The sequence below is a fragment of the Arthrobacter sp. ISL-95 genome, assembly GCF_018613695.1.
Lineage (GTDB): Bacteria > Actinomycetota > Actinomycetes > Actinomycetales > Micrococcaceae > Arthrobacter.
The window spans coordinates 683,139-707,515 of sequence record NZ_JAGGPR010000005.1 but is presented as its reverse complement, the minus strand read 5'-3'; the positions used below and the strand labels follow the sequence as shown (position 1 = coordinate 707,515).

The window sequence follows — 24,377 nt, the reverse complement described above, 5'->3', positions numbered from 1 at the left end:
TGGATAAAGGCCGGAAAAAGACACCGGGAACTCAGCCCGGGAAGGCCGGCTCGGTAGGTCCTTTCAGTTGGAGCTCCCAGCCATTTCCGACTCGTTGGAAAATCCCGGCAGCTGACTGACCGTAGATTTGCTCTGCACCGTTTCCAACGCTGAGGCTGGTCAGTCCGTCCCAGGGTGCCAACTGCTGAGGTTCACCGGATGCCAGCGACAAGAGCTCCGGAACCACCGTTGAAGAAGCCGAGCCGGACATCACAGCCACCGTGGACCCGTTGACCCACGCGCCTTGATCAGCGGCACTGTTACCGAGCAGGGTGATGGGAAGGGTGAGGTCCTTTGGAACGCCGTCCGGGTTCCGGACTATGCCTGTAATCTGCACGGCGGATTTACCGTTAGCCTCGGAAATGACCAGCGCCCTGGTTCCCTCGCGGGAGATCCTGAAATCCTTGACTGTTCGTCCCGTCAGCCAGGACGGCGTCATGGTGACGCTGGGAACCGTGGCGCCAGGAGCTATGCCTGTGGGCTTGTAAGCCACCACTTCGGCAGCTCCGGTGGCACCGGGACCCGCTGTCCACACCCAGTCGTTTGGGCTGAATGAAGGACCGGTCAGCGTGCTTCTCGTGGTTAGTTGCCGAGCCGCCTGCCCCGGTTCGATGGAGTAAAGAGTGGTTTTGTCGCCATTGAGGAAAGCTGCGGTCTGGGAGACCGGCGACTCAGCGGGTGAGTGCGGGCCAAGCCCGGCAACCGGCTGTATGTCCGGCAGCTGAGTTACCCTGTTGTTCTCGTAGCGCACCAGGTCGCCGTTGTTCACTGCGATCTGGCGGGCGGGAACACTCTTGTCCAGGACTGGAGGCAGCACAGTCCCGTTGTCTTCGACGCGTACCAGATCCTGATCAGCGCGAAGCTGAACGTTGATCACATCGGGCTGACTACGAAAGGTCAGTGCCAACTGGTTCTGCATCCTCTGACGGTCCTCAGCGGAGGCGTCGAACAGCTCCTTGGCGGAGAGGTCCACCTGTGCTGCGCCGGAGACAACCGGCACGGATTCCCGGGCGAGCTTCATCCCCGAGGGGAAGGCACTGACCACGGCCCCTCTCAGGTATGGGGCCGGGCCTGCAAGCAAAGCACTGGTCATGGACTTTACGGTGTTCTTCTTAATGAACCATCGGTAGTCCGGCACTGCGTAGGTAAACGTGGGGTCGTAGAAGTAGATGGGATTGGCGCCGTAGATGACCTTGAACGTTTCCTCCGGTATGGCTGTGCCATCAGGGACCTTGGAAATCCGCCATTCTCCCTCCACCTGCTCGAGCGTTAAGGGGATGGTTTCCTTGGTGCCGGGAGGGAACTGAGTTGCAACGCCGTCAGCATCCACCGAATATGCGAGGTCGAGTTCGTAGAGGTATTCGTTCTCCCCTACTGTTTTGACCACTTGTGCCTCGCGAAACACGAGGGCCCGTTTGTCCGGCTTCCACGTCACGGACTGGGCTTGGGTCAGGAACTGGCGTGCCACAGGGTAGTCGTCCTCATACCCGCTGCCGGCCATGTAGAAATCTTCAATAACAGTCTCCGGACTGGAACCGGCTCTCGGGGCAGCAGGAAAAAAGACGGGAGCATTGGGGTTGCCTGCGCCTTCGTCTTTGCTCTTGCCAACAGGTCCGGAGCGGGGAATTTGTGCACAGGAAGCCAGCAGGATCATCAGCACGGCCAACAGCGCCGCTGCTGCCCTGCTGCGCCTTGAACTCAGCGTTCTCACGAGCTCTCCTCTGCTCCTTCGTCGACGGGCAGTGGCTTCCCGCTCACCATTTGGGGCCGTGGCGACGTGCCTCCGGATTCCGGACCCAGTACGAGCATCTGCCGTTCGCTTGCCGCTCCAGGGAACTCAATGTCCGCAGGTTCCAGCTGAAGCGGAGACTTCACAATGGTGCCGCCTTGCCGCAGGGGAAGCGTCAAGCGGAAGTTGGAACCGGCCCCCTTTCGTCCCCATGCTTGGAGCCAACCATTGTGAAGCTTGGTGTCTTCGGCAGCAATGGAAAGGCCCAAGCCGCTTCCCCCGGTGGTGCGGGCCCGGGCAGGATCTGCCCGCCAGAAACGATCGAAGACCCGGGCAGCTTCAGTCTGGGTCATCCCGATGCCGTGGTCCCTTACTGACACTGCTACGGCATCATGGTTCGCCGCAACGGATATATGGATTGGCTGCCCCTCGCCGTGTTCCAGGGCATTGAGCAACAAATTGCGGAGAATGCGGTCGATCCTGCGGGAATCCATCTCCACAATGATGCTCTTCTGGCGGGCGTTCAGCCGTACTTCGGAACCGTACTCCGCAGCCACCGGTGCCGCGCCTTCCATGACATGCGAGATTACCTGGAAGATGTCCTGCGGTTCTGCATCAAGGACTGCAGCGCCGGCGTCAAACCGTGAAATCTCCAGCAGGTCCGAAAGCAGGGACTGAAAGCGCTCGACCTGGTGATAGAGCAACTCTGCCGACCTCTTGTTCATGGGGTCGAAATCGTCCCGCGCATCGAAGAGGACTTCAGCCGCCATGCGTACCGTCGTGAGCGGGGTCCGCAGTTCATGGGACACATCGGACACGAAGCGTTGTTGCATCTGCGACAGAGTCGCCAACTGGGTGATCTGTTCCTGGAGGCTTGCGGCCATGTGATTGAAGGACGCGCCCAATCGCGCGACTTCGTCTTCTCCCTTGACTACCATGCGTTCCTGCAGCTGGCCCGCAGCAAGCTTTTCCGACACCACAGCAGCGTGGCTTACCGGGCTGACCACGTTACGGGTCACGTACCAGGCAATGGCACCGATCATGAGCACAAGGGCCGCGCCGCCCGCCCACAGGACGTTTTGGATCTCGTCCAGTGTTTGCTGGGCCGTGTTGAGGTCGTAGATCAGATACAGCTCATAGGCCGTTCCGTTGAAGGTGACCATGTTTCCCACGGCGATGCCGGGCCTGTCTTCGTTTCCCACCGGGAACTGGGTGGAGGCCCAAAACTGTTGCTTGCCTCCGTTTTGCACGGCCTTACGCAGTTCGGGGGGAATGACGCGAACCGTCAGCTGGTCCGAAGCGCGTGACTCAACCCAACGGTTACGGGGTTTTGTTTGTTCGGGAGCCGCTTCGAAGACGTATCTGCGCTGGATGACCGAGCCGCGGCCTTCCACGGCAGTCAACGTGTCATAAACCAAGGTGATGACGCTTGATTGGTCGGTGACCTGGGCGCCGTCGAACGTGTCCTGGACTTGTTTGACGTTGAAGCGTGACTCGGATTCGGCCTGCGCCAGCCGCTCCTGGAAGAGGTTGTTGGCAATTTGGTTGGACAGATATGCGCCCACAATCGCAAACGACGTCACTGCCAGCAGCAAAGTGGTCAGGACCGTACGGAACTCCAAGGACCGGCGCCAGCGCCGCAACAATGAACGCCAAAGGAAGCGCAATCCCGGCCTGATCTGGCGCACGCCAATGGACACCAGCCGCGAAACGCGAAGGACCAGGATCAAGCCGCGGCGTGTCCAGATACGAGTCCGGGACAGAAGCCAGGAGAGACTCCGGGCGTCCCTGCTGGACCGCTCCAATGGCGCTACCGGCTGATCAGGCGGCGCTTCCCCTTGCTCCGGGGAAACTTCCGGGAACCCTGACTGCACCGGGGTCACCTGTTGGACACCGGCGGGATCGGGATTGTTCGGCCCCGGGTTTCCGCCCTCCGCGCCGGTCTTGCCGACCGGGGATTCAGGAACCTGCTTTATATCCGACACCACGCACCGTCAAAACGACCTCGGGCGCTTCAGGATCACGTTCAATCTTGGAGCGCAGCCGTTGGACGTGGACATTAACCAGCCGGGTGTCAGCGGCGTGGCGGTATCCCCACACCTGTTCGAGCAGTAGTTCGCGTGTGAACACCTGCCACGGCTTCCGCGCCAAAGCAACCAGAAGATCAAATTCAAGGGGCGTCAACGAAATTCGTTCTCCGCCCCGGGTCACCAAGTGACCCGCGACGTCGATCGTGACGTCTGCGATACGCAGGGTTTCAGGGGCCTTCTGGTCGCCGGGCCGCAACCGCGCACGAACCCGCGCTACAAGCTCAGCGGGCTTGAAAGGCTTGGGCACATAGTCATCCGCGCCGGATTCCAGACCACGCACCACATCCGAAGTGTCAGACTTAGCCGTGAGCATGACGATGGGAACATCCGATTCGCCACGGATTTGCCGGCATACCTCAATCCCGTCCGAGCCCGGGAGCATCAGGTCCAGGAGCACCAGGTCCGGCTTCGATGAGCGGAAGACCTCCAAAGCTTGGCCGCCGTCTGCGCAGAACACCGGCTCGAAGCCATCATTGCGCAGGACGATGCCAATCATCTCTGCGAGTGCTTCGTCGTCGTCAACTACCAGAATGCGTGCCTTCATAGTTATATATTCCCTTATCGCCAAGTCTTTGTCCCGTTGGGCACGGCGCACGGCATGGCGCCCCGGGGGCACTTCCACCGTACTGCACTGTTTATTCACCCTGCCCGCGAGGGCTTTGCGGGCAGGGTGCTATGAGGGACGACGGCGGGACTATAGGCTGGGTGCGAAGGTCCGTGTGGGGGACGTCGGGAGTCGACGGGCCGGTCCTATGGGGAGGAAATCGTGTCACAGCCAGAGCCCGGCCAGAATCCGCCGCCGGGCGGTCAACCGCAAGGGGGCAATCAACCCCAGTGGGGCGGTCAACCGCAAGGGGGCGGTCAACCAGCGTGGGGTAACCAGCCCCAGTGGGGTGGCCAGCCACAGTGGGGTGGCCAGCCACAGTGGGGCGGCCCCCAGGGTTGGGCCGCGCCGCAGGGTGGCGGGCAATATCATCCAGGTCAACCTCCTGCTGGATGGCCTCCAGGTCCACCCTACGGACAACCTTTCTATGTCGCTCCCCCAAAGCCCGGAGTCATTCCCCTCCGCCCGCTGCAGTTTGGCGAAATCCTTGATGGCTCTTTCCAGACGATCCGCCGCAATGCTGCCTCCATGTTTGGCTCCGCGCTGATCGTACAAGCCCTCGGAGCAGTCCTGATCGGCATTGTCTCTGTGGGCATGGTTCAGTTGTCGGCGTCCTTTGAATCCGTCAGTTCGGAAGCAGAGTTCGCCGACGCGATGGGGCCCTTCTTCGCCTTCATGGCCGGCACCTTGGGCGTTTCGGTGCTGATCGGGTTCCTGGGATCCGTGCTTCAAGGTGTCCTGGTTGTGCCCGTTTCCCGATCTGTGCTCAACCGGCGGACAGGCTTCAAACAGATGTGGAAGCTTGCGGCCCCCCGAATACTGCCGTTGCTTGGCGTTGCCGCCCTGCTGACCTTGGGCGGCCTGCTCGCCGTTGCCGCGGTGATCGGGATAGCAATCCTGTTGTTCACCACCATGGGGCCTGCCGCGCTGCTGATCGTCCTGCCTCTGGGGCTGGGGGCAGTTGTGGCCTTTGTGTGGATTGGGCTGAAGCTGATGCTGGCCCCTGCCGTGATAGTGGTGGAACGGACCGGTGTTTACGACGGACTGCTCCGGTCCTGGCAGTTGACCAAGAACAACTGGTGGCGCATCTTCGGCATCACCCTTGTGGTAGCCATCATGGTGGGAGTTATCGCCCAAATTGTCCAGATTCCAGTGTCTTTGGCCGCCGCCGCCATCGGTGGGGTTGTTGCTCCGCACCCGGACCCCGAGTCGATGACCTCCACCTTGATTCTGACTACCATCATTTCCACGGCAATAGGAGCCTTGGTGGGATCCGTGACCTTCGCCTTTCAGGCGTCCGTTTCCAGCCTGATCTATATGGACCTTCGCATGCGCCGGGACGGCCTGGACGTTGAATTAATGCGGTTGATGGAAACGGGTTCCGATCCTGAAGGGATCCCCGGCGGGCCGTCCACCGTGCCTGGAAACACCGCCTGGCCACCGAGCGGCGGAGAGTTTCCGTCTACTCCGCCAGGGCAGCAACCTCAGGCATGAGAGCAGCAGTAATCGAGGCCTTCCCGGCATTGATGGAACCGCCTGTAACACCGGACCGGGACGAAGCGCGGCGCTGGGCCGTTGAGGAGCTATCCAACCCCCGATACCCTGACGCAACGCCCGGATGGCTTCAACAGATGTGGCGGGATTTCATGGATTGGCTTTCATCTTTGGATGGTGGATCCGGGACCGGCCCCAATCTTGCTGTTCCGTTGATGGTGGTTCTGGCCTTGGTGCTCATCATCGCCGCCATCGTCTTCGTGAGGCCGAGGCTGAACGCCCGGAGGGCAAAAGAGTCAGAAGACCTTTATGGAGACGACAAAACTCTCGACGCCGAGGGGTACCGTACGCGTGCGGCATCGGCAGCCGACGGCGGCAACTGGCCGGCCGCCGTCGTCGATCAGTTCCGTGCTCTTGTCCGCTCTGCAGAAGAACGGGACATCATTGATGCTCGAGCCGGCAGGACCGCAGATGAAGCCGCTGCTCAACTGGGCGGGGTTTTTGGCACGGCACGAGCCAATCTGATCGCCGCTGCCGGTATTTTCGATGCTGTGCGATACGGCGAACACCCGGCAACATCTGCGGACTACGAGTCAGTCCGTCAACTGGATGCTGAACTTCTTGCGCTGAAGCCTGACTTTGCAGGTCGGGCCAACGCCGGATTCGCGGTACCCCAATGACAACAAAGGAACATCTGGGCCAGGACGAGGCAGCTACCGCAGGACTTTCGGGCTGGCGGGGCTTCGGAGCCTGGTTCCGAAAACATCTAGCCTGGATTGCCATCGCAGCCCTGCTTGCTGGTCTGGTCATTTTCCTGGCCATCGACAGCGTTGCCGGTGCCACCGACTCCCGGCGTCTGTCCGCACGGAACCCGGCACCGGATGGCGGTATGGCGGTGGCCGAAATCCTGGGACGCCACGGTGTATCCGTCACGCCCACTGAGACGTTCGAGGACGCGTTGGAAGCACTATCAACCAGAGATGAAGCCACCGTCTTCCTCTTTGACGCGCAGGGCTTTCTTGACCGATCCCAGCTTGAGGAGATCACAGCAGCAGCAGACCGTGTTGTGGTGGTTACCCCGCGTCTCAGAACACTCAATGGCCTAACTGATGGGATCCGTCCTGGCGGTGTGGTTCCGGAAACAATACAGGCTATTGAACCCGGATGCGACCAGGACGACGCCTTGGAAGCGGGCCGGGTAACTGCTCAGGGCTCCGTCTTTTCAGGACCCGTAGTCTGCTACGCCCCGCGTGGGAACGGGCCCGGGTTGTACGCCGAATCAGCCGATGGCAGGGTCATTGTGTTGGGAAGCAGGGAGCTCATGGACAATCAACACCTCGCCCTGGAGGGCAACGCCGCCCTCGCCCTCAGGACACTGGGGAACAACCCGGACCTCGTCTGGTATATCCCAGGCGTCGGAGATATCCCGGCGTCCAGTTCGAGTCCCACCCTCAACGAGCTCGCGCCCCGGTGGCTTGCCTTCGCGGGCCCGTGGCTGGGCTTCGTGGCGCTGCTGGCCATGGTATGGCGGGGTCGGCGGATGGGCCCCTTGGTTTTCGAGCCCCTGCCCGTGGTGGTCAAAGCCGCCGAAACGGCAGAGGGCCGTGCGCGTCTGTACCAGGACTCACGGGCTGTGGATCGGGCCGCCCGGAACCTAAGGGCAGGAACCCTTTCACGGCTGGCCAAGCATTTCAACCTTGGGCCCGATGCCACTACCGAAGCAATTCTGGACACGACAGCCCGCCACGTAGAGCTGCCGGCCCCGGAAGTCCGGTCCGTCCTGATCGACTTCATGCCGCAAAGCGAGGGACAACTGGTGCAGTGGGCCCAACAGATTGAACGAATCGAACAGGAAGCGATCGCCCGATGAGCAGCCACACGGACAGCAACAGCCACTATGCAGATACGACGCCTCAGCCCGAGGCCCTGCAGCAGGAGGTGCCCCCGCAAGGTACGGGCCAGCACAGTTCAGGTCTGGAAGGAGCCACGGGAAACGAGCCTGCCGAAAACGTGCAGAGGTACCCCCTCGAGGATCCGGCGCGGCAGTCGTTGCTCAATGTCAGGACCGAGGTGGGCAAAGCTGTCGTCGGTCAGGACTCCACGGTAACCGGCATGCTGATTGCCCTGCTCTGCGGTGGACATGTCCTTCTGGAGGGCGTTCCCGGCGTTGCCAAGACCCTTCTGGTCCGGGCCCTGTCCACCGCGCTGAGCCTGGACACCAAACGTGTTCAGTTCACTCCGGACCTTATGCCCGGTGACGTCACGGGATCCTTGGTCTACGACTCCCATACCTCTGAGTTCACCTTCCGTGAGGGTCCGGTATTCACCAACATCATGCTGGCCGATGAAATCAACCGAACTCCGCCGAAGACCCAGGCGTCACTCCTGGAAGCAATGGAAGAACGCCAGGTTTCCGTGGATGGCGTGTCGCGGCCCCTTCCGAGCCCGTTCATTGTTGCGGCAACCCAGAACCCTGTGGAGTACGAGGGCACCTATCCCCTGCCGGAGGCGCAGCTGGACCGCTTCCTCCTCAAGCTGACCATGCCGCTGCCTGGTCGGGCTGAGGAGATCGAGGTCATCCGCCGGCACGCCAGCGGATTTGATCCGCGTAACCTTTCCGCAGCCGGCGTGCGGCCGGTGGCTGGCGCCGTCGAGCTTTCCAACGCCCAGGCAGCCGTTGCGCAAGTGGCTGTGGCCCCGGAGATCCTCGCTTACATCGTCGACGTCGTGCGCGCCACGAGGTCTGCGCCCTCATTCCAACTCGGCGTTTCGCCCCGCGGGGCCACCGCGCTGCTCAAAACGTCCAAGGCTTGGGCATGGTTGTCCGGCAGGTCCTTCGTCACCCCCGACGACGTCAAAGCGTTGTCTTTGCCGTGCCTGAGGCACAGGGTCGGCCTGCGGCCGGAAGCCCAGATGGATGGCATCGTGGTGGACGATGTTCTGGGGAGTATCCTCGCCTCAGTCCCGGTACCCCGATGATCACCGGACCAGCGTTGGCCGAGGGGGCTTGAGTGGCCATAACGGGTCGTTTTGTGCTGTTGGCTCTTCTGGGTCTGGTGCCTTTGGTGGCTTTTCCCACGTGGAGCACCGTCTTGTTTGTTGGCGCGGGACTCATTCTTGTGATGGTCTTGGATCTGGTGCAGGCGGCATCGCCCACTCGGCTTACCTTGGATCGCGTCCTGCCTGGAAACGTAACGCTTGAGGGCAAAGCGGACTCGGTAGTAACCGTCACCAACCCCACCCGGCGCAAACTGCGGGCCGAAGTAAAGGATACTTGGCAACCCTCAGCCGGCGCCCTGAACCCTTCACAATCCCTTGTGGTCCCGGCGGGTGAGCGCCGCCGCATGACCGTGACCCTGGTCCCTCGTCGACGCGGCGACCTCACAAGCCCCCACGTGACCATCCGCTCCTTGGGTCCACTGGGCATGGCGGCAAGGCAGCGTACACGCGTCCTGCCCGGACAGTTGCGGGTCCTCCCCCCGTTCCACTCAAAGCGTCACCTCCCTTCCAAACTCAGGAAGCTCCGGGAACTGGATGGCAGGGCCGCCGTCCAGATCCGCGGGGCAGGTACCGAATTCGATTCCTTGCGGGACTACGTCCGCGGTGACGACGTCCGGTCCATCGACTGGCGCGCCACAGCACGCCGCACATCTGTGGTGGTACGAACGTGGCGCCCGGAGCGCGACCGGCGAGTGGTAATCGTTCTTGATACTTCCCGGACAGCGGCGGCAAGAATCGATGATGAGCCACGGCTCGATACAGGAATTGAGGCGGCGCTGCTGCTCGCCGTACTAGCCGAGCGCGGGGGCGACCGTGTGGACTTCCTCGCCTACGACCGCAGGCTCCGCGCACGGGTTGAGTCGGCGTCAAAAGGGAATTTGCTGGGACAACTCGTCCAGGCCATGGCTCCCTTGGAGGCTGAACTGATCGAGCTCGATTGGCAGCAGGTTCCGGCTCAGGTGCGTGCCGTCTCGGCACACCGCTCGATGGTGGTGCTGTTAACGGCGCTCGACGGCGGCGCTCCCGAAGAAGGGCTCCTCCCCACTGTGGCCCAACTGTCCCGCCAGCACGTTGTGGTGGTGGCATCAGTTCGGGATCCGTTGCTTTCTGCCATGAAGGAAGAGAGGACCACAGCCAGTCAGGTTTTTCGTGCAGCAGCTGCCGAACGCGCCCTGTTGGAACGCTCAGCGGTGATGGTCCAGCTCCGGCAACTCGGCGCCGAAGTGGTGGACGCTGAACCCCACGAAGTTCCTCCACTGCTCGCTGACACGTATATACGACTGAAAGCCGCCGGGCGGCTCTAATCCAGGATGTAGTTCCGTGCTCCGGTTTTAGGTACGGCTCCAATGTGTGGTCAAGGAAGGACTGCCATGAATACCCCCATCTACCAGCTGGCACTGGGCGAGGAATTCGCCCGGCTTACCCCGGAGCTCCAGGAGTATTTTTCGTTGGCGGCCGGCTCCGGATCGTATGGAATCGGCGAAGGTGTCTTTGACGTGGTGGGGTGCCGGCAAAAGTGGTTGCGGCCGCTCCTCGCATTGACAGGGGGCGAGGAGGCCTTCTTCCCTGAGTATGGCGAGGGTATTCCGTTCAGGATCGAAAACCACGCCCATATAGATCCCTTCGGACGCCCCGCCCTCACCGCTCGCCGGGAGATCTACTTTCCCACAGGGACACGGCTCTTCCACGATACGACCAGCGCTATCCTGCCTGACCATGAGGATCGAACCGCACGCTTGGTGGACCACGTGGGCCGTTACCGCCGCTTGGTCACGGACCTGGATGTCAGCGTAACCGCCCAGGGCCGCCTTCGCGGTGTGTCCAAAGCAAGCAGACTGTTCCTGGGCACCTTGCGAATACGGTTGCCGGACACACTTGACGCGCGTGCCTACGCGGAGCAATGGTGGGACGTCGCAGAGGGCAAGCACCGCATCCAGGTCAAGGTCATCCAGCCGCAGATCGGCTTGGTCCTTGTGTATGCAGGACGTTTCGACTACCGCCTGGCACCGTATTTGCCAGGAGCGGCCCCCGGTAACTCGCTACCCCGCTATGCGGAACCAGATCGCTGGGAAAAGAGAATCTGACTTCTCGCAGTCAGCCCTGAGCCAGCTGGTCCAGTCCGTCAGCCACTTGTGACAGCTTTTTCAGAACATCCTTGGCCGTTGAAGGAGTGAAGTCCGCCAGTCCCGTCGAGGGTGTGATGCGGAGTCCCGCCAAGTTGGAAGCAGGAAGGCCCAGCTGGCGCCACGGTTTCCAGATGCTTTCAACGACCTCGGACGTGCGCGGCAGTTGCGCCCGGGGATCGCTGGTGGAAAGCGCCCCTGCCCACACGCGTTTCCCGTCCTCTACGGCTGCGGCAAGCTGCTCCCATTGGCGTGACGTGAGGGCCTTCAAGGGCACTGCGACGCCGTCGGCACCGGCGGCGAGTACCCGCTCAATGGGCGCTTCGATTTCCGGTACGGAGACAACGGTCTCTGCCACGCCCGCAGATTTCAGGGCGTCGATCACCAGCTTCCAGGCACCTGTCACTTCCTCCCCGGAGATGGACCTCAACGTGCGGTAGCCACTGGCCGTTGGGATGGTTCCTGCCATGACCGAGGCAATGTCCGGTTCGTCAATCTGAACGACCAAGCGCGCGCCCGGGACGGCGGCGGCAACGCGCCTAAGGTGCTCTCCGACGCCTGCGGCCAAGGATTCGGCAATGTCCCTGCGAGCGCCGTAATCCAAGAGTGCCCGTTCACCGCTGTGCAGATGAAGATTGGCGGCGAGGCTCAGGGGTCCCAGCAACTGGACCTTGAACTCCATTGCTGAAACATCCTCGGCACCGGCAATATCGGCCAAAATGTTGATGTCGGTCGATAATGCCGACGTTGCGCGGCGGGCATCCTTCCCGGGCCTGTCCACCAGGCGCCAGCCGTGGGGTTGGACGTCAAGTGCAAGGTCAACCAGCAGGGAGCCCGTCCGCCCTACGGCATCCGAGCCCACCCCTCGGTCCGGCAGTTCGGGCAGGAAAGGAAGGTGGGGGTCTCCCAACTCGCCCCTGATGATCCGGTTGGCTTCGGCGGGATCGGCGCCGGGCCACGGCCCCAGTGCGGTGGCGCTGGCGCGTACGGTATCCAAATCTGTCACGGCTACGCCTGCTGGCTGGAGATCTGGTGATCCTCGGCGATGGCCTCGTGGTGGCGGATCACTTCACTGATGATGAAGTTGAGGAATTTCTCTGCGAAGGCCGGATCAAGGTGCGCATCCTCGGCGAGTCTGCGCAGGCGGGCGATCTGGGCCGATTCACGGCCCGGATCTCCGGCCGGAAGCTTGTGGGTAGCCTTGAGGATTCCCACTTTTTGGGTGGCTTTGAAGCGTTCAGCGAGCAGGAAAACAAGAGTTGCGTCAATGTTGTCGATGCTGGACCGGATGGACAGCAGCTCATCCATGACGGCACGGTCCACGTGGCCGGCCAAGGAGCTCGCTGCCGGGTTGAAGGAATCGGCGTCGTGGGAAAGGGCGTTGTTCTGCTCGGTCATGCACCCCAGTCTATGGTGTGAGGTTGTGCCGCCGTGGGTGTTACCTGCTGGCCGGCATGAGGCAAAGTCGAGCAGTCATGGCGGTATCGTCGCCGCGTGTATCGGAGCAGAATGGCAGCATCACTTCTGGTTCGGCAAAGGAGACTCCATGAAGATCGCGGTTCTGGGCACTGGAACGGTGGGACACGCCCTCGCCGGGAAGTTCGTGTCCCTGAGGCATGAGGTCATCATGGGTTCGCGCGAGTCAGGCAATCCAAAGGGCATGGAGTGGGCCGGCCAGGCAGGTCCGCTTGCCCACGCGGGCTCCTTTGCGGAAGCGGCCGCAGGTTCCGAGCTGTTGGTTAATGCCACTCCAGGTACGGTAAGCCTGGCTGCCTTGGCAGAAGCAGGCGAAGCCAATCTCAAGGGCAAGATCCTCTTGGATGTCTCCAATGCCCTGGATCCTGCGAGTGGTTTCCCTCCCTCCCTGACTGTGTGCAATACGGATAGCATCGCGGAGTCCATTCAACGGACCTTCCCTGAGGTACGCGTGGTCAAGTCCTTGAACACGGTCAGCGCCCCGGTGATGGTGAACCCTGGGATGCTCCCGGGACCACATGACATTTTCATGGCAGGAAACGATGAGACTGCCAAGACAACTGTGTCCGGGCTCCTGCAGGAATTTGGCTGGGCGCCGGATCACATCAGGGATCTGGGTGGGCTCGATGCCGCCCGCGGCCTGGAGATGTGGCTACCGCTGTGGCTTCGTATTTTCATGCAACAGCCTCACGGAAAGATGTTCAACATTGGCATCGTCTCTGAATAGACCTCGTCTTGAATGGCAAAGACACGCCCACACACGAGGGGGGTGCCTTCGCTTCTTCTTACCTTCCCGTGGACTGTTTAGCCACCCAGCAGCGAGCGGTGGGCTTCCCGCCGTCGTGCTTGCTCATCGGGGTCCGGTACCGGCAGGGATGCAATGAGCTTCTTGGTGTAGTCGTGTTGCGGTGATCCCATCACATGGTTGCCAATCCCCTGCTCCACCAGACGGCCCTTATAAAGGACGCCAACCCAGTGGGACAACATGTCCACGACTGCGAGGTCGTGGCTGATGAAGAGGGCCGCGAAACCGTACTGCTCCTGGATGTCCTTGAACAGGTCCAGGACTTTGGCCTGCACCGAGACATCAAGGGCGGATGTGGGTTCGTCGGCGATCAGCAGGCGCGGGTTGAGCGCCAGCGATCTCGCCAAGGATGCGCGTTGCCGCTGCCCACCGGACAGCTCGTGCGGGTAACGTTCCGCGTACGACGCCGGCAGCTGGACTGATTCGAGCAGCTCACCTACCTTTTTCCTCGCCTCCGCGGCCCCCGGCTTGGTGTGGATAAGCAGTGGTTCGGCGACGCACTCGCCGATGGTGAGGTGCGGGTTGAAGGACGCAGCCGGATCTTGGAACACGAAGCCGATCTCCTTGCGCAGCGGACGGAAGGAACGCTCCTTGAAGTCCAGCATCTCGTACCCAAGGACTTTCAAGCTGCCCCCTGTGGTCCGGGTCAGGCCGGCAATGGCTCGTCCAATGGTTGATTTCCCGGAACCTGACTCTCCTACCAGCCCAAAGACCTCGTTTTCCGACACCGTAAAGCTGACATCATCCACGGCCTTGAACCCGTGCCTGCCGAAACGCCCAGGGTATTCGATCGTGAGGTTCTTGGCCTCAACCAGGATTTTGCCTTCCTGGTGGAGCCGGCCCCGGGCACCCTCGGAGGCAGAGTTGCGTCCGAGATGCGGTACTGCGGCCAGCAATTTCCTGGTGTACTCCTGCCGGGGTTCAGCAAAGAGGACCTTGGCGGGGGCCTCCTCCACAACATCGCCCTGGTACATGACCACAACCCGGTCGGCCAGATCTGCCACTACTCCCATGTTGTGGGTGATGAGCACGATCGAGGTGCCGTAGTTGTCCCTCAAATCGCGCAGGAGCTGTAGGATTTCGGCCTGGACTGTGACGTCCAAGGCGGTAGTGGGCTCATCGGCCACGATCAGTCCGGGGTTGAGCGCCAATGCCGCAGCTATGACCACACGTTGTTTCTGGCCGCCGGAGAACTGGTGCGGATAGTAGTTGACGCGCGTTTCAGGGTCGGGGATGCCCACCTTGCGGAGTGCCTCGATTGCCCTTTCCTTGGCTTCCTTGGCGGAGACGCGCCGTCCGTCAGTGGAATGTGCCCGGATACCTTCGGCAATCTGCCAGCCCACGGTGAAGACAGGGTTCAGGGCCGTGGAGGGCTCTTGGAACACCATGGCCACATCGCGGCCGCGGATTTTGCGGAGGGTGGATTGGCTGACGCTGATGACGTTGTTGCCATTGATGATTACGGCGCCGGAACTGATGGCTGTTTCGGGAAGAAGGCCCAGGATGGTTTTGGCCGTCACGGTCTTGCCGGAACCCGATTCACCCACGATGGCCACTACTTCACCGGCTCCAACGTTCAGGCTTACATCTTTGACAGCATGAACATCGCCGCCGTCAGTGGCGAAGGTGACTTGGAGCCGATCAATGGTGAGTACCGGCTGATCCCTGCCTGTCCCGTCTGAGACGTTTCCAAGGTTGGTGGTCATGACTTCCCTGCCTCTGCCGGGTTTGCTGGCGATTCTGGTCCTGCCGGTGTACCCGGTGCTGGTGTTCGGCCCGCGCGTTTGCGGCCACGGATCCGGGGGTCGTTGAGGTCGTTGATGCTCTCGCCCACCAGGGTCAGCCCCAGGACGGTGAGGACGATCGCGATGCCCGGGAAGACGCCGGTCCACCAAATACCCGATGAAGTATCAGCAAGTGCTTTGTTAAGGTCGAAACCCCATTCAGCCGCGGATGTGGGCTCGATTCCGAAGCCAAGGAATCCCAAGCCGGCGAGTGTCAGGATCGCTTCGGAGGCGTTGAGGGTGAACATGAGCGGCAGGGTCCGTGTGGCGTTCTTGAAGATGTGCCGCCCGATGATGCGCGCGCTGGATGCCCCCAGAACCTTGGCCGACTCGACGAACGGCTCGGCCTTAAGCCGGATGGTCTCTGCGCGTATGACCCGGAAGTACTGCGGCACAAAAACCACGGTGATGGAGAAAGCACAGGAGAAGATGCCGCCCCAGAAGCTGGACTGCCCGCGGCTGATCACGATTGAGATCACGATCGCCAGGAGCAGGGTTGGGAATGCATAGATGGCGTCCGCGACGACTACCAGGATTCTGTCCAGCCATCCTCCGAAGTATCCACTCAGAAGCCCAAGGACCACACCGAGGAACAGGGACATGGCCACGGACACAATGATCACTGTCACCGCTGTTTGGGAACCCCAAATCACCCGCGACAGAACGTCGTAACCGCCAACTGTGGTTCCCAGCAGGTGCTTGCCGCCCGGAGCTTCCTGGGTGGGAAAGGAACCGGAGGCATCGCTGAGTTGGGAGTACCCATAGGGAGCAAGGAGTGGAGCGAAGATGCTGGTGAGGAGGAAGATCCCGCTAAGGACAACACCCACAACGAGCATGCCTCGCTGGAGCCCTACGCTCTTCTTCAGGTGGCTGATCACGGGAAGCCGTGAGAACAAGGGCTGCTTGGGTCGGGTCAATTGAGGAGTGCTCATGGTCAGTACCTCACTCGGGGGTCGATGAGCGCGGCAATGATATCCACGATGAAGTTGGTGACGGCCACGATGATGGCCAGCAGCACCACGATGCCTTGGACGGCCACGAAATCGCGGGCATTGAGGTACTGCACCAGCTGATAGCCCAGGCCTTTCCATTCAAAGGTGGTTTCGGTGAGGATGGCGCCGCCGAGCATCAGGGCAATTTGCAGGCCCATGACAGTAATGATGGGAATCAGCGCCGGTTTATAGGCGTGCTTGGTCACCAGGCGGAACTCGCTGACCCCCCTGGAGCGCCCTGCCTCAATGTAGTCCTTTCCCAGCGTTCCGATGACGTTGGTGCGGACCAACCGAAGGAACACACCTGCGGTGAGTAAGCCGAGGGCGATTGCCGGGAGGACTGCGTGGGACGCTATGTCACCGAGGGCCGTGAAGTTTCCGCTGCGCAGCGCGTCCAGCCAGTAGATACCGGTTGGGGCTGCCAAAGCGCTCATGGTGAGTTCCGTACGGGTGGAGGCACGGCCGGCTACCGGGAACCAGCCGAGCCATACGGAAAACGTCAGCTTGAGGAGCAGGCCTGAGAAGAAGACCGGGGTGGCGTAGCAAAGGATGGCGAAGAACCTCAGCAGGGCATCGGGGGTCTTGTCCCGATGCTGGGCGGCAATCAGCCCGAATGGGATGCCGACTGCAAGCGCCACGATCAGCGCGTTGATGGAGAGTTCAAGAGTGGCTGCGCCGAAGGTGGTCAGCACCTCAACAACAGGACGCCGGTCAGTGATCGTTGTTCCGAAATTCCCGGTAATCAGCTGGCCAAGGTACTCAAAGTACTGGACCAGGACCGGACGGTCGTACCCGGCATCGTGGATGCGTTGGGCCAGGACGTCCGGAGGCAGCCGTCCGCCCTGTGATGCGGTGATGGGATCGCCGATGACCCTCATCAGGAAGAAGACCAGTGTTACAAGGATAAAAACAGTGGGAATGATCAGGAAGAACCTGATCACGATGTATCTGCCCAGCCCTCCCCCGGCTGCGGACTTGCTCTTCGGAGCAACGATGCCGGGCTCAGCCTCGGGGACCTCAATAAGTGTTGTCATTTGCTACCTGCATTTCTTGCCCGTGGATTGCGCGGGGTTGTCTGATGCGTGCCTGCCACGTTGGTGGTCAGCAAGGAGGCGGGACACCGGATCAGTGTCCCGCCTCCCTTCGCATCACAAAGGTGCGGTTACTTGGAAATTACGCCCAGACGGAACTTGAAGGACGGATCCAGGGTCTTGTCGACTCCGTTGACGCCGCTTCCGACTACCGCCACCTGCGCACCCTGAAGCAGGGGCAGTGTGGAGATGTCCTTGGCGAGGGCGGTCTGGACTTCCTTGATGGCCGCTTCACGCTTGGTCTTGTCCGCTTCGGTGAGCTGCTTGCCGATGAGCTCGTTTACCGTGGCGTTGTTGTAGTGGTTTTTCAGGAAGCCGCCCTCGGGGAAGAACGGGGTGAGGTAGTTATCGGCATCGCTGAAGTCCGGGAACCAACCGAACTGGAACAACGGGTATTCGTCAGCACGGCTGGCCTTGCTGTAGGTGACCCATTCGGTGGACTGCAGGTTCACAGTGAAGAGCCCGGACTTTTCCAGCTGCTCCTTGACCATGGCGTATTCGTCTCCGGAGGATCCGCCATAGTGGTCGGGGTTGTACTGCAGGTTCAGGGCAACCGGTTCAGTAATGCCGGCGTCCGTCAGGACTTTCTTGGCCTTGTCCAGGCTTGGCTTTCCGTCATCGCCATAGGCGTCCTTGAAGGACTCGTTGGCACCGAGGAATCCGTTGGGAACGTTGGAGTACAGGGGCAGGTAAGTGCCCTTGTAGACCTGGTCGGCGATCGCCTGGCGGTCCACGAGGTTGGCCACGGCCTGGCGAACGGCCAGTGCCTTGGCCGGGTCCGCGCCGGCCGCTTTGGTTCCGTACGGCATCGTGTCGAAGTTGAAGGTAACGTAACGGATCTCGCCACCCGGGCCGGTGAGGACCTTGACCTTGGAATCCTTGCGGAGATCGTCGATGTCCGTGGCGCTGAGGCTGCGGAAAGCGACGTCAATGGCTCCTTGCTGGATTTCCAGCTTCAGGTTAGTGGGGCTGGCGTAGTACTTGATGGTGGCACCATCGTTGGCCGGCTTGCCAAGAACACCTTGGTAATCCGCGAAAGCCTTGAAGCTGACAAGTTCGTTTTTCTTGTAGCTGTCAATCGTGTACTGGCCGTAGAACGCGTTTGCCTTGATGATCTCGTCGTCTGAAAGGATCTTGTCGGCCGGAAAGACTTCATCGTCCACGATCGGCGCGGCGGGGCTGCTGAGGATCTGGCCGAACGTCTGGTCGTTGGCGTTCTTCAATTTGAACACCACCGTGGTGGCGTCGGGCGTGCTCACGCTCTCGATGTTGGTCAGCAGCGACGCTGGCCCGGCGGGGTCGTTGATGGCCACCTGACGATCGAAAGAGTGCTTCACGTCCTTGGAATCCAGGGTGTGGCCGTTAGCCCACTTGAGCCCGGATTTAAGCTTGACGGTGTACTCCGACGGCGCCGTGAACGACGACGATTCGGCGAGGTCCGGAACGGGTTCCGCACCGCCCGGCTTGGAGTTGAGCAGGAATGAGTAGACCTGGTTCATCACCATGAACGAACCGTTGTCATAAGACCCTGCGGGGTCCAGCGACGTGACTTTGTCAGTGGTGCCGTAGGCGATGGGGCCTGTGGCGGCCGGGGCGGACGATGAGCCGCCGCCGGAGGGTCCCGTGCATGCCGTCAAGGCGAGCGCGGAGATGCCCGCCAGCGCGATAACGCCGTGCAGGGCCTTCTTGTTCAGTGCCATCTGGTGAACCTTCTGTTCGATGGATTCGGCGCGCCGCCGTGGGATATTTGTGACGGCGCACACTCTTGATTCCACGATTCAACCAGACTTAGAAGGCGACGAACCCCTTATTTTGTGATTTGAGACACAAAATTTACTTTCCAGTAGGTTTCAGTGTGAAGGTTCCGGACTAAAGGACTTCCCGCTGAAGGGACCGGGCAGCATCTATGGTCGCCTGTCCCAGGACACGGCTGCCTTGGTAAAGAACAACGGTCTGGCCCGGGGCCACGCCCCGCAGCGGATCGGTCAGCGTCACAACCAGCTGGGCCCGCTCCACACCGGAATCATCAGCAACGGCCTCCACCCGGGCGATCGCCGGAACGGGATCGCCGTGAGCCCTGACCTGGGCATGGCAATCAAACTCAGCGCCGCTCGCAACCTCGGAAATGGGCAAACCGGCCCACGAAACCTTGATGCCGCGGATCTCGTCGATCGCCAGCAAGGCCTCCGGTCCCACAACTACCTTGTTTTCCTTGGGACGGATCTCCAGGACAAACCGCGGCTTGCCATCTGCCGCGGGGGTGCCCAGCTTCAGTCCGCGTCGCTGCCCTACGGTGAAAGCGTTGGCACCTGGATGTTCGCCAACCTTGGCACCGGTTTCATCAACGATGTCCCCGGTGGTCATGTCAATCTTTTCGGCCAGCCAACCGCGGGTATCGCCGTCGGAGATAAAGCAGATGTCGTGGCTGTCCGGCTTGTTGGCTACGGACAGGCCCCGGCGTTCTGCCTCGGCACGTACCTCGGCCTTGGAAGGAGTGTCCGCCAGCGGGAACATGGAGTGCTTCAGTTGCTCGTGGGTCAGGACACCCAGAACGTAGCTCTGGTCCTTTGCCCAATCCGCGGCGCGATGGAGTTCCCGGTTACCGTCGGCGTCTTCGATGACCTTGGCATAGTGTCCGGTGCACACAGCATCAAATCCAAGCGCGATGGCCTTCTCCAGAAGGGCGGCAAACTTGATCCGCTCATTGCACCGCATGCACGGGTTCGGTGTCCTGCCCGCGGCGTACTCGTCGATGAAATCCTGAACGACATCTTCCTTGAAGCGCTCCGAGAAATCCCACACGTAGTAAGGAATTCCCAGGACATCGCAGGCACGCCAAGCATCGCGCGAATCCTCGATAGTGCAGCAGCCCCGGCTTCCGGTGCGCAAGGTGCCGGGCATGCGCGACAACGCAAGGTGGACTCCGACGACGTCGTGTCCGGCCTCGACGGCCCGGGCTGCGGCCACGGCGGAGTCAACTCCGCCGCTCATTGCTGCAAGTACTCGCATGCTGGCTTTCTGTCTGTGGGAGTTGGAGCAACCGATCCGGCTGGAAACAGCCGGCGTGCCCAACTATTCTAGCCCGCTTGGCCATCTGCCCTGAAACCCCTTGACCGGCCTCGTTCGTGATTCTAAAATCGAGATTACTGGTTTTAGAATCGAGCTGACGTGGAAAACGAACGCATGGTGATCCTGGGCGGCGGACTTGCCGGCGCCACAGCGGCCAAAACCCTCCGGGCCGAGGGCTACGGAGGAGCGGTCACGCTGGTGGGCGCCGAAAACCGAACGCCGTACCTTCGCCCTCCCCTGTCCAAGGAACTCCTCCTAGGCAAAGCTGACGCAGATTCTGCACTGGTGGTCCCGGAAGACTGGTACGGAGACAACAACGTAGAGCTCGTCCTGGGCGGCCCTGCCAGCCGGATCGACCCCGTCGCCCACGTGGTGACACTGGCCAGCGGCCGTGACCTGCACTACTCCAAACTGCTCCTAACCACAGGCGCGCGACCCCGCACGATCCCTCTGGAGGGCGCGGACCTGGACGGCGTCATGACCTTCCGAACTCTTGATGACAGTCTGAAACTTCAGTCCCTCCTCAAGGGCGGAGGGCGGAAGGTGGTAATGATCGGGCCCGGGTGGATCGGCATGGAACTGGCAGCAGCAGCCCGTGCCTACGGCAACGACGTCACACTTCTGGGACTCGAAGACGTTCCCCTGGGTGCCGCCATCGGGCCGGAACTCGGCAGATATTTCCAGAAGGTCCATGAAGAGCAGGGCGTTGGTTTCCGTCTCCGGGCAAGCGCGGCGGGAATTGATGGGCAGGACGGCAGGGCGACGGCGGTTCGCACCACTACCGGCGAAACCCTTCCCGCCGACGTCGTCGTCATTGCCGTTGGTGTCATACCGGATACCGCACTCGCCGAAGCCGCAGGGCTTGCCATACGCAATGGAATTCCGGTGGATGCCGGGCTGAGGTCCAGCGCGCCGGACGTTCTCGCCGCAGGTGACGTCGCCAATGCACTCCACCCCTTTACCGGTGAGCATCATCGCAGCGAACATTGGGCCAACGCACTCAATGGCGGCAAGGTGGCAGCCAAGTCCATGATGGGCTTGGACGCCCGGCTGGATGTAGTGCCCTACTTCTTCACGGACCAGTTCAGTTTGAGCATGGAGTACTCAGGCTTTCCTTCGCTGACTGCGGGAAACCTACCGGTAATCCGCGGCTCACTGGACGAAGGCAGCTTCATTGCTTTCTGGTTGAAGGAAGGCAAGGTACTTGCCGGAATGAGCGTCAACCAGAACCGAGTTCAGAAGGCCATCAAGGCCTTGATATTGGCCCGAATCCCAGTGAACGAGGGGAATTTGATGGATCCAGGGGTGCCGCTCGACGAGCTTCTACCCGGCTAGACGACGTTGTTACAAAGCCTCCGCCGAGGCTTGCCGGGCTACGGTCGCCGCTGTCTGAATGCTGGATTCGTGACCAGCCATTCCTGCCTGCCGCGCCCTCAGGCACGCGTCGGGAAGTGCCTTCAGGAGCACATCCACGTCCGCATCGGTTGAATTGTGGCCCAGGGTGAAACGCTGGGCGCCACGGGCTGTGCCCTCATCCAAGCCCATGGCCAGGAGGACATGTGAAGGCCGGGGCACCCCGGCCGTGCAGGCAGAGCCTGTGGAGGACTCGACGCCGGCCAGGTCCAAAAGAAAGAGCAGCGAGTCGCCCTCGCAACCAGGGAACGTGAAGTGGGCGTTTCCCGGCAGCCTCCCGTCTCCGGCGGCACCCCTAAGCACCGCATCCGGAACCGACTCGCGCACCCCGCTGATAAGGCGCTCGCGCAACGTGCTTAGGCGCTCCCGCTCAGCCGCAAGGTTTGCAGTGACAGAGTCGGCGGCTGCGGCAAAAGCAGCAATTGCGGGGGTATCCAGCGTTCCCGAACGCACATCACGCTCCTGGCCACCGCCGTGCTGAACCGGCGTCAGCTTCACTGCCCGCCCCAGGAAAAGGGCCCCGACCCCCACGGGACCGCCAAGCTTATGCCCTGAGACGGACATCGCGGAGAGTCCGGAGCCCCGGAAATCCACAGGGATCGATCCGAAGGCCTGAACGGCGTCCGAGTGAACCGGAATTCCGTGCGTTTTGGCCAGCTCCACGATCTCCATAACGGGCTGAATGGTGCCGACCTCATTGTTGGCCCACATCACGGTGACCAACGCTACCGATTGGGGGTCGCGTTCGATTTCCTGCCTGACTGCTTCGAGCCGGACCTTCCCTTCGCCATCTACGGGAAGCCACACAACGTCTGCACCTTCATGCTTTTCAAGCCATTCGACGGTATCCATGACCGCATGATGCTCGACGGCGGAGCACAGGATGCGCCTCCGGCGAGGGTTCTCGTCCCGCCTGGCCCAATAAAGTCCCTTGACTGCCAGGTTGTCAGCTTCGGTACCGCCGGAGGTGAAAATGACCTCGGATGGATGCGCCCCGGCTGCAGCCGCAAGCGTCTCCCGGGCGTCCTCTACTGCCCGCCTGGCTCGGCGACCTGCACCGTGCAATGACGAAGGGTTACCCGTCCGTGCCAGCTCGCGCGTCATGACGGCGAGCGCTTCTGCCGACAGGGGCGTGGTTGCAGCATGGTCAAGGTATACAGGCACCCTCTCATTCTACCGACGCAGTAATTAGAGCGGCGCCGGGCACTCAGGAGTCATGCTTGGGGGCGGCGATGCGTGCGCAACAATGCCCCGGGCCGTGGTCGGGATCCGGCACCACACTGTCGGCGCTGAGTCCGGATGTCCTCGCAGCACCGGTGAGGAAGGCGCCATTCATGGCGCACACCACTTCCTCGTGGTCCTGCGACAACCGGTGGAACGGACAATTGCGCAGGCGGTATCCCCCGGCGGCGTCTGCTACGGGTTCGTATCCGAGGTCCCGAAGCACACCCGTGAAATCACCGGATCTTCCCAGCTCGCTTCCCTTAAGCGCAGCAACGTCATGAAGGGCTGCCGCAACGGAGGCGCCATCGCTGGCGCTCTTGAGGGCCGCTGCCAGGATGTGGCCGGCGAGGTCGTAATGCCTCTCGGGGATGGAGACTCCAATTTCGTCCACCACCGGGCTGTAGAGCTTTGATGGCCGCCCCGACCCTGGCCCTGTTCTCTCAGGCGGCTTCCTGAAATCGGTCCGTAAGAGTCCTTCACGAACCAAGCGGTCCAAGTGGAAGGACACCGAACTGCGGGGCAGCTCAAGCGCTGAGGCAGCTTCGTCCCGACCTACCGCGTGCCCCGCCCCCAGAACGTATCCGTACAGCTTGCGGCGATTCTCATCGCCCAAGGAAGCGACCGCTACGAGATTCCGGATCCATGGAAGGTCAAAGGCAGCCATACCTTCACGTTAGCTCTAAAAATACAAATCGTTACTTTAGCTGGTGGCCTCACGCAATGGCATGATCAGGACGGCGGGACCACGACGAGCCGGGCCATGGCCTCTGCGCGCGCAGCATTCAATGTGGCGTCATCCGGGCACGACAGGGAAACATACACCGACGACGCGGGAGCACTAAACAACCTGGCCAAGACAACTGCCGGCTTACCGCCGGATGCTGCTGAAGACTCCAGGCCAAGGAACTCCACACTGTGTTGTGGCTTGTCCGATCCTTCTCCCCAACGCAACGACGCCGGTTTCAGGCCCTCCAGTGCACCGGCGTTGAGGTAGTTAAACAATTCCTTGGTTGACGCAGCGTCATCGCCTGCCACCACCAGCGGGCCCTGATTCACACTGACGCGGACTACGAACGTGCACCCGTCCGCCTTCTTATACCGGTTCTCGCCCTGCTGTGCGGAGTGAACCACCGACCACCCGGGAACCTCCTCCAATCGCGAGGAAACCGTCACAGGCTCACCCGGGGCCAAGGTGCCCCCTGCAGCGAGAGGCAAGTCCTTCGCAGCCACCGCGGCCGCGTCATGTCCTGGAGTAACGGTGGGAGTAGCAAGCGTCGACACCGACGGCGACGGTTTAGGCGCAGCAGGATCAGGAACGTTGACGCTGCAGCCAGCCAGCAGGACACCAGCAGCTCCGCCGGCAACCAAGCCGGCCAGTCGCCGTCGAACGTTGCTCGCCACTTTGTCTCCTTGCCGTCTGGTCTGAATTATGGTGTCGGAACCG

General features: G+C 61.6%; 22 protein-coding genes. 8 read left to right on the top strand and 14 right to left on the bottom strand.

Going from position 1 to position 24,377, the window contains the following annotated elements:
* Nucleotides 1-31: 31 nt before the first annotated feature.
* The 4 genes from J7I86_RS09505 to J7I86_RS22750 all read right to left on the bottom strand — a co-directional run bounded on the left by J7I86_RS09505 (nt 32) and on the right by J7I86_RS22750 (nt 4,834).
* Nucleotides 32-1,750, bottom strand: coding sequence for an LpqB family beta-propeller domain-containing protein (locus J7I86_RS09505; RefSeq protein WP_214819171.1), 1,719 nt, complete (start codon nt 1,748-1,750; stop codon nt 32-34).
* Nucleotides 1,747-3,756: an MtrAB system histidine kinase MtrB gene (gene mtrB / locus J7I86_RS09500; RefSeq protein WP_214819170.1), complete on the bottom strand. Its 2,010-nt coding sequence runs from the start codon at nt 3,754-3,756 to the stop codon at nt 1,747-1,749. The genes J7I86_RS09505 and mtrB overlap by 4 nt, the downstream gene beginning before the upstream one ends.
* Nucleotides 3,728-4,402 carry an MtrAB system response regulator MtrA gene (gene mtrA / locus J7I86_RS09495; protein ID WP_014922244.1) on the bottom strand — a complete coding sequence of 225 codons (675 nt, stop codon included), beginning with the start codon at nt 4,400-4,402 and terminating at the stop codon, nt 3,728-3,730. The genes mtrB and mtrA overlap by 29 nt, the downstream gene beginning before the upstream one ends.
* Before the next feature lie 225 nt (nt 4,403-4,627).
* Nucleotides 4,628-4,834: a hypothetical protein gene (locus J7I86_RS22750; RefSeq protein WP_286179501.1), complete on the bottom strand. Its 207-nt coding sequence runs from the start codon at nt 4,832-4,834 to the stop codon at nt 4,628-4,630.
* 156 nt (nt 4,835-4,990) lie between these two features.
* Here J7I86_RS22750 and J7I86_RS22745 point away from each other — a divergent pair, with 156 nt between their 5' ends.
* The 6 genes from J7I86_RS22745 (at nt 4,991) to J7I86_RS09465 (ending at nt 11,040) form a co-directional block, all read left to right on the top strand.
* Entirely contained in the window at nt 4,991-5,956 is a 966-nt protein-coding gene (locus J7I86_RS22745; RefSeq protein ID WP_286179500.1) for a glycerophosphoryl diester phosphodiesterase membrane domain-containing protein, read from the top strand.
* Nucleotides 5,953-6,636 (top strand): DUF4129 domain-containing protein, encoded by a 684-nt coding sequence (locus J7I86_RS09485; RefSeq protein ID WP_214819169.1) that lies wholly within the window; start codon nt 5,953-5,955, stop codon nt 6,634-6,636. The genes J7I86_RS22745 and J7I86_RS09485 overlap by 4 nt, the downstream gene beginning before the upstream one ends.
* Nucleotides 6,633-7,826 carry a DUF4350 domain-containing protein gene (locus J7I86_RS09480; protein ID WP_214819168.1) on the top strand — a complete coding sequence of 398 codons (1,194 nt, stop codon included), beginning with the start codon at nt 6,633-6,635 and terminating at the stop codon, nt 7,824-7,826. Before J7I86_RS09485 ends, J7I86_RS09480 begins: the two co-directional genes overlap by 4 nt.
* Nucleotides 7,823-8,935 (top strand): MoxR family ATPase, encoded by a 1,113-nt coding sequence (locus J7I86_RS09475; protein ID WP_286179499.1) that lies wholly within the window; start codon nt 7,823-7,825, stop codon nt 8,933-8,935. Before J7I86_RS09480 ends, J7I86_RS09475 begins: the two co-directional genes overlap by 4 nt.
* A gap of 32 nt (nt 8,936-8,967) precedes the next feature.
* Complete coding sequence (locus J7I86_RS09470) at nt 8,968-10,260, top strand: DUF58 domain-containing protein (RefSeq protein ID WP_214819167.1); 1,293 nt, start codon at nt 8,968-8,970, stop codon at nt 10,258-10,260.
* A gap of 66 nt (nt 10,261-10,326) precedes the next feature.
* Complete coding sequence (locus tag J7I86_RS09465) at nt 10,327-11,040, top strand: DUF4166 domain-containing protein (protein WP_214819166.1); 714 nt, start codon at nt 10,327-10,329, stop codon at nt 11,038-11,040.
* A gap of 10 nt (nt 11,041-11,050) precedes the next feature.
* On the opposite strand, the gene J7I86_RS09460 is transcribed toward J7I86_RS09465, so the two are convergent.
* Both J7I86_RS09460 and J7I86_RS09455 read right to left on the bottom strand, forming a co-directional pair.
* Nucleotides 11,051-12,085, bottom strand: coding sequence for a hypothetical protein (locus J7I86_RS09460; RefSeq protein WP_214819165.1), 1,035 nt, complete (start codon nt 12,083-12,085; stop codon nt 11,051-11,053).
* Nucleotides 12,086-12,087: 2 nt separating this feature from the next.
* Nucleotides 12,088-12,477 (bottom strand): chorismate mutase, encoded by a 390-nt coding sequence (locus tag J7I86_RS09455; protein WP_159733727.1) that lies wholly within the window; start codon nt 12,475-12,477, stop codon nt 12,088-12,090.
* 148 nt (nt 12,478-12,625) lie between these two features.
* On the opposite strand from J7I86_RS09455, the gene J7I86_RS09450 reads away from it, so the two are divergent.
* Nucleotides 12,626-13,282 carry an NADPH-dependent F420 reductase gene (locus J7I86_RS09450; protein WP_214819164.1) on the top strand — a complete coding sequence of 219 codons (657 nt, stop codon included), beginning with the start codon at nt 12,626-12,628 and terminating at the stop codon, nt 13,280-13,282.
* Between the two features lie 77 nt (nt 13,283-13,359).
* Here J7I86_RS09450 and J7I86_RS09445 read toward each other — a convergent pair whose 3' ends face one another.
* The 5 genes from J7I86_RS09445 to mnmA all read right to left on the bottom strand — a co-directional run bounded on the left by J7I86_RS09445 (nt 13,360) and on the right by mnmA (nt 20,236).
* Nucleotides 13,360-15,066 (bottom strand): ABC transporter ATP-binding protein, encoded by a 1,707-nt coding sequence (locus J7I86_RS09445; protein WP_214819163.1) that lies wholly within the window; start codon nt 15,064-15,066, stop codon nt 13,360-13,362.
* Nucleotides 15,063-16,076 (bottom strand): ABC transporter permease, encoded by a 1,014-nt coding sequence (locus J7I86_RS09440; protein WP_214819162.1) that lies wholly within the window; start codon nt 16,074-16,076, stop codon nt 15,063-15,065. Before J7I86_RS09440 ends, J7I86_RS09445 begins: the two co-directional genes overlap by 4 nt.
* Before the next feature lie 2 nt (nt 16,077-16,078).
* Entirely contained in the window at nt 16,079-17,170 is a 1,092-nt protein-coding gene (locus J7I86_RS09435) for an ABC transporter permease (protein WP_214819161.1), read from the bottom strand.
* 128 nt (nt 17,171-17,298) lie between these two features.
* Nucleotides 17,299-18,927 (bottom strand): ABC transporter substrate-binding protein, encoded by a 1,629-nt coding sequence (locus J7I86_RS09430; RefSeq protein ID WP_214819160.1) that lies wholly within the window; start codon nt 18,925-18,927, stop codon nt 17,299-17,301.
* Between the two features lie 169 nt (nt 18,928-19,096).
* Nucleotides 19,097-20,236 (bottom strand): tRNA 2-thiouridine(34) synthase MnmA, encoded by a 1,140-nt coding sequence (mnmA, locus tag J7I86_RS09425; RefSeq protein ID WP_214819159.1) that lies wholly within the window; start codon nt 20,234-20,236, stop codon nt 19,097-19,099.
* Nucleotides 20,237-20,395: 159 nt separating this feature from the next.
* Here mnmA and J7I86_RS09420 point away from each other — a divergent pair, with 159 nt between their 5' ends.
* Complete coding sequence (locus J7I86_RS09420; protein WP_214819158.1) at nt 20,396-21,631, top strand: FAD-dependent oxidoreductase; 1,236 nt, start codon at nt 20,396-20,398, stop codon at nt 21,629-21,631.
* 9 nt (nt 21,632-21,640) lie between these two features.
* Here J7I86_RS09420 and J7I86_RS09415 read toward each other — a convergent pair whose 3' ends face one another.
* The 3 genes from J7I86_RS09415 to J7I86_RS09405 all read right to left on the bottom strand — a co-directional run bounded on the left by J7I86_RS09415 (nt 21,641) and on the right by J7I86_RS09405 (nt 24,334).
* Complete coding sequence (locus J7I86_RS09415; protein ID WP_214819157.1) at nt 21,641-22,873, bottom strand: cysteine desulfurase family protein; 1,233 nt, start codon at nt 22,871-22,873, stop codon at nt 21,641-21,643.
* Nucleotides 22,874-22,916: 43 nt separating this feature from the next.
* Entirely contained in the window at nt 22,917-23,597 is a 681-nt protein-coding gene (locus J7I86_RS09410) for a metalloregulator ArsR/SmtB family transcription factor (RefSeq protein WP_214819156.1), read from the bottom strand.
* A gap of 65 nt (nt 23,598-23,662) precedes the next feature.
* A complete protein-coding gene (locus J7I86_RS09405; RefSeq protein ID WP_214819155.1) occupies nt 23,663-24,334 on the bottom strand; it encodes a hypothetical protein in 672 nt (223 codons plus the stop codon).
* Nucleotides 24,335-24,377: the final 43 nt, after the last annotated feature.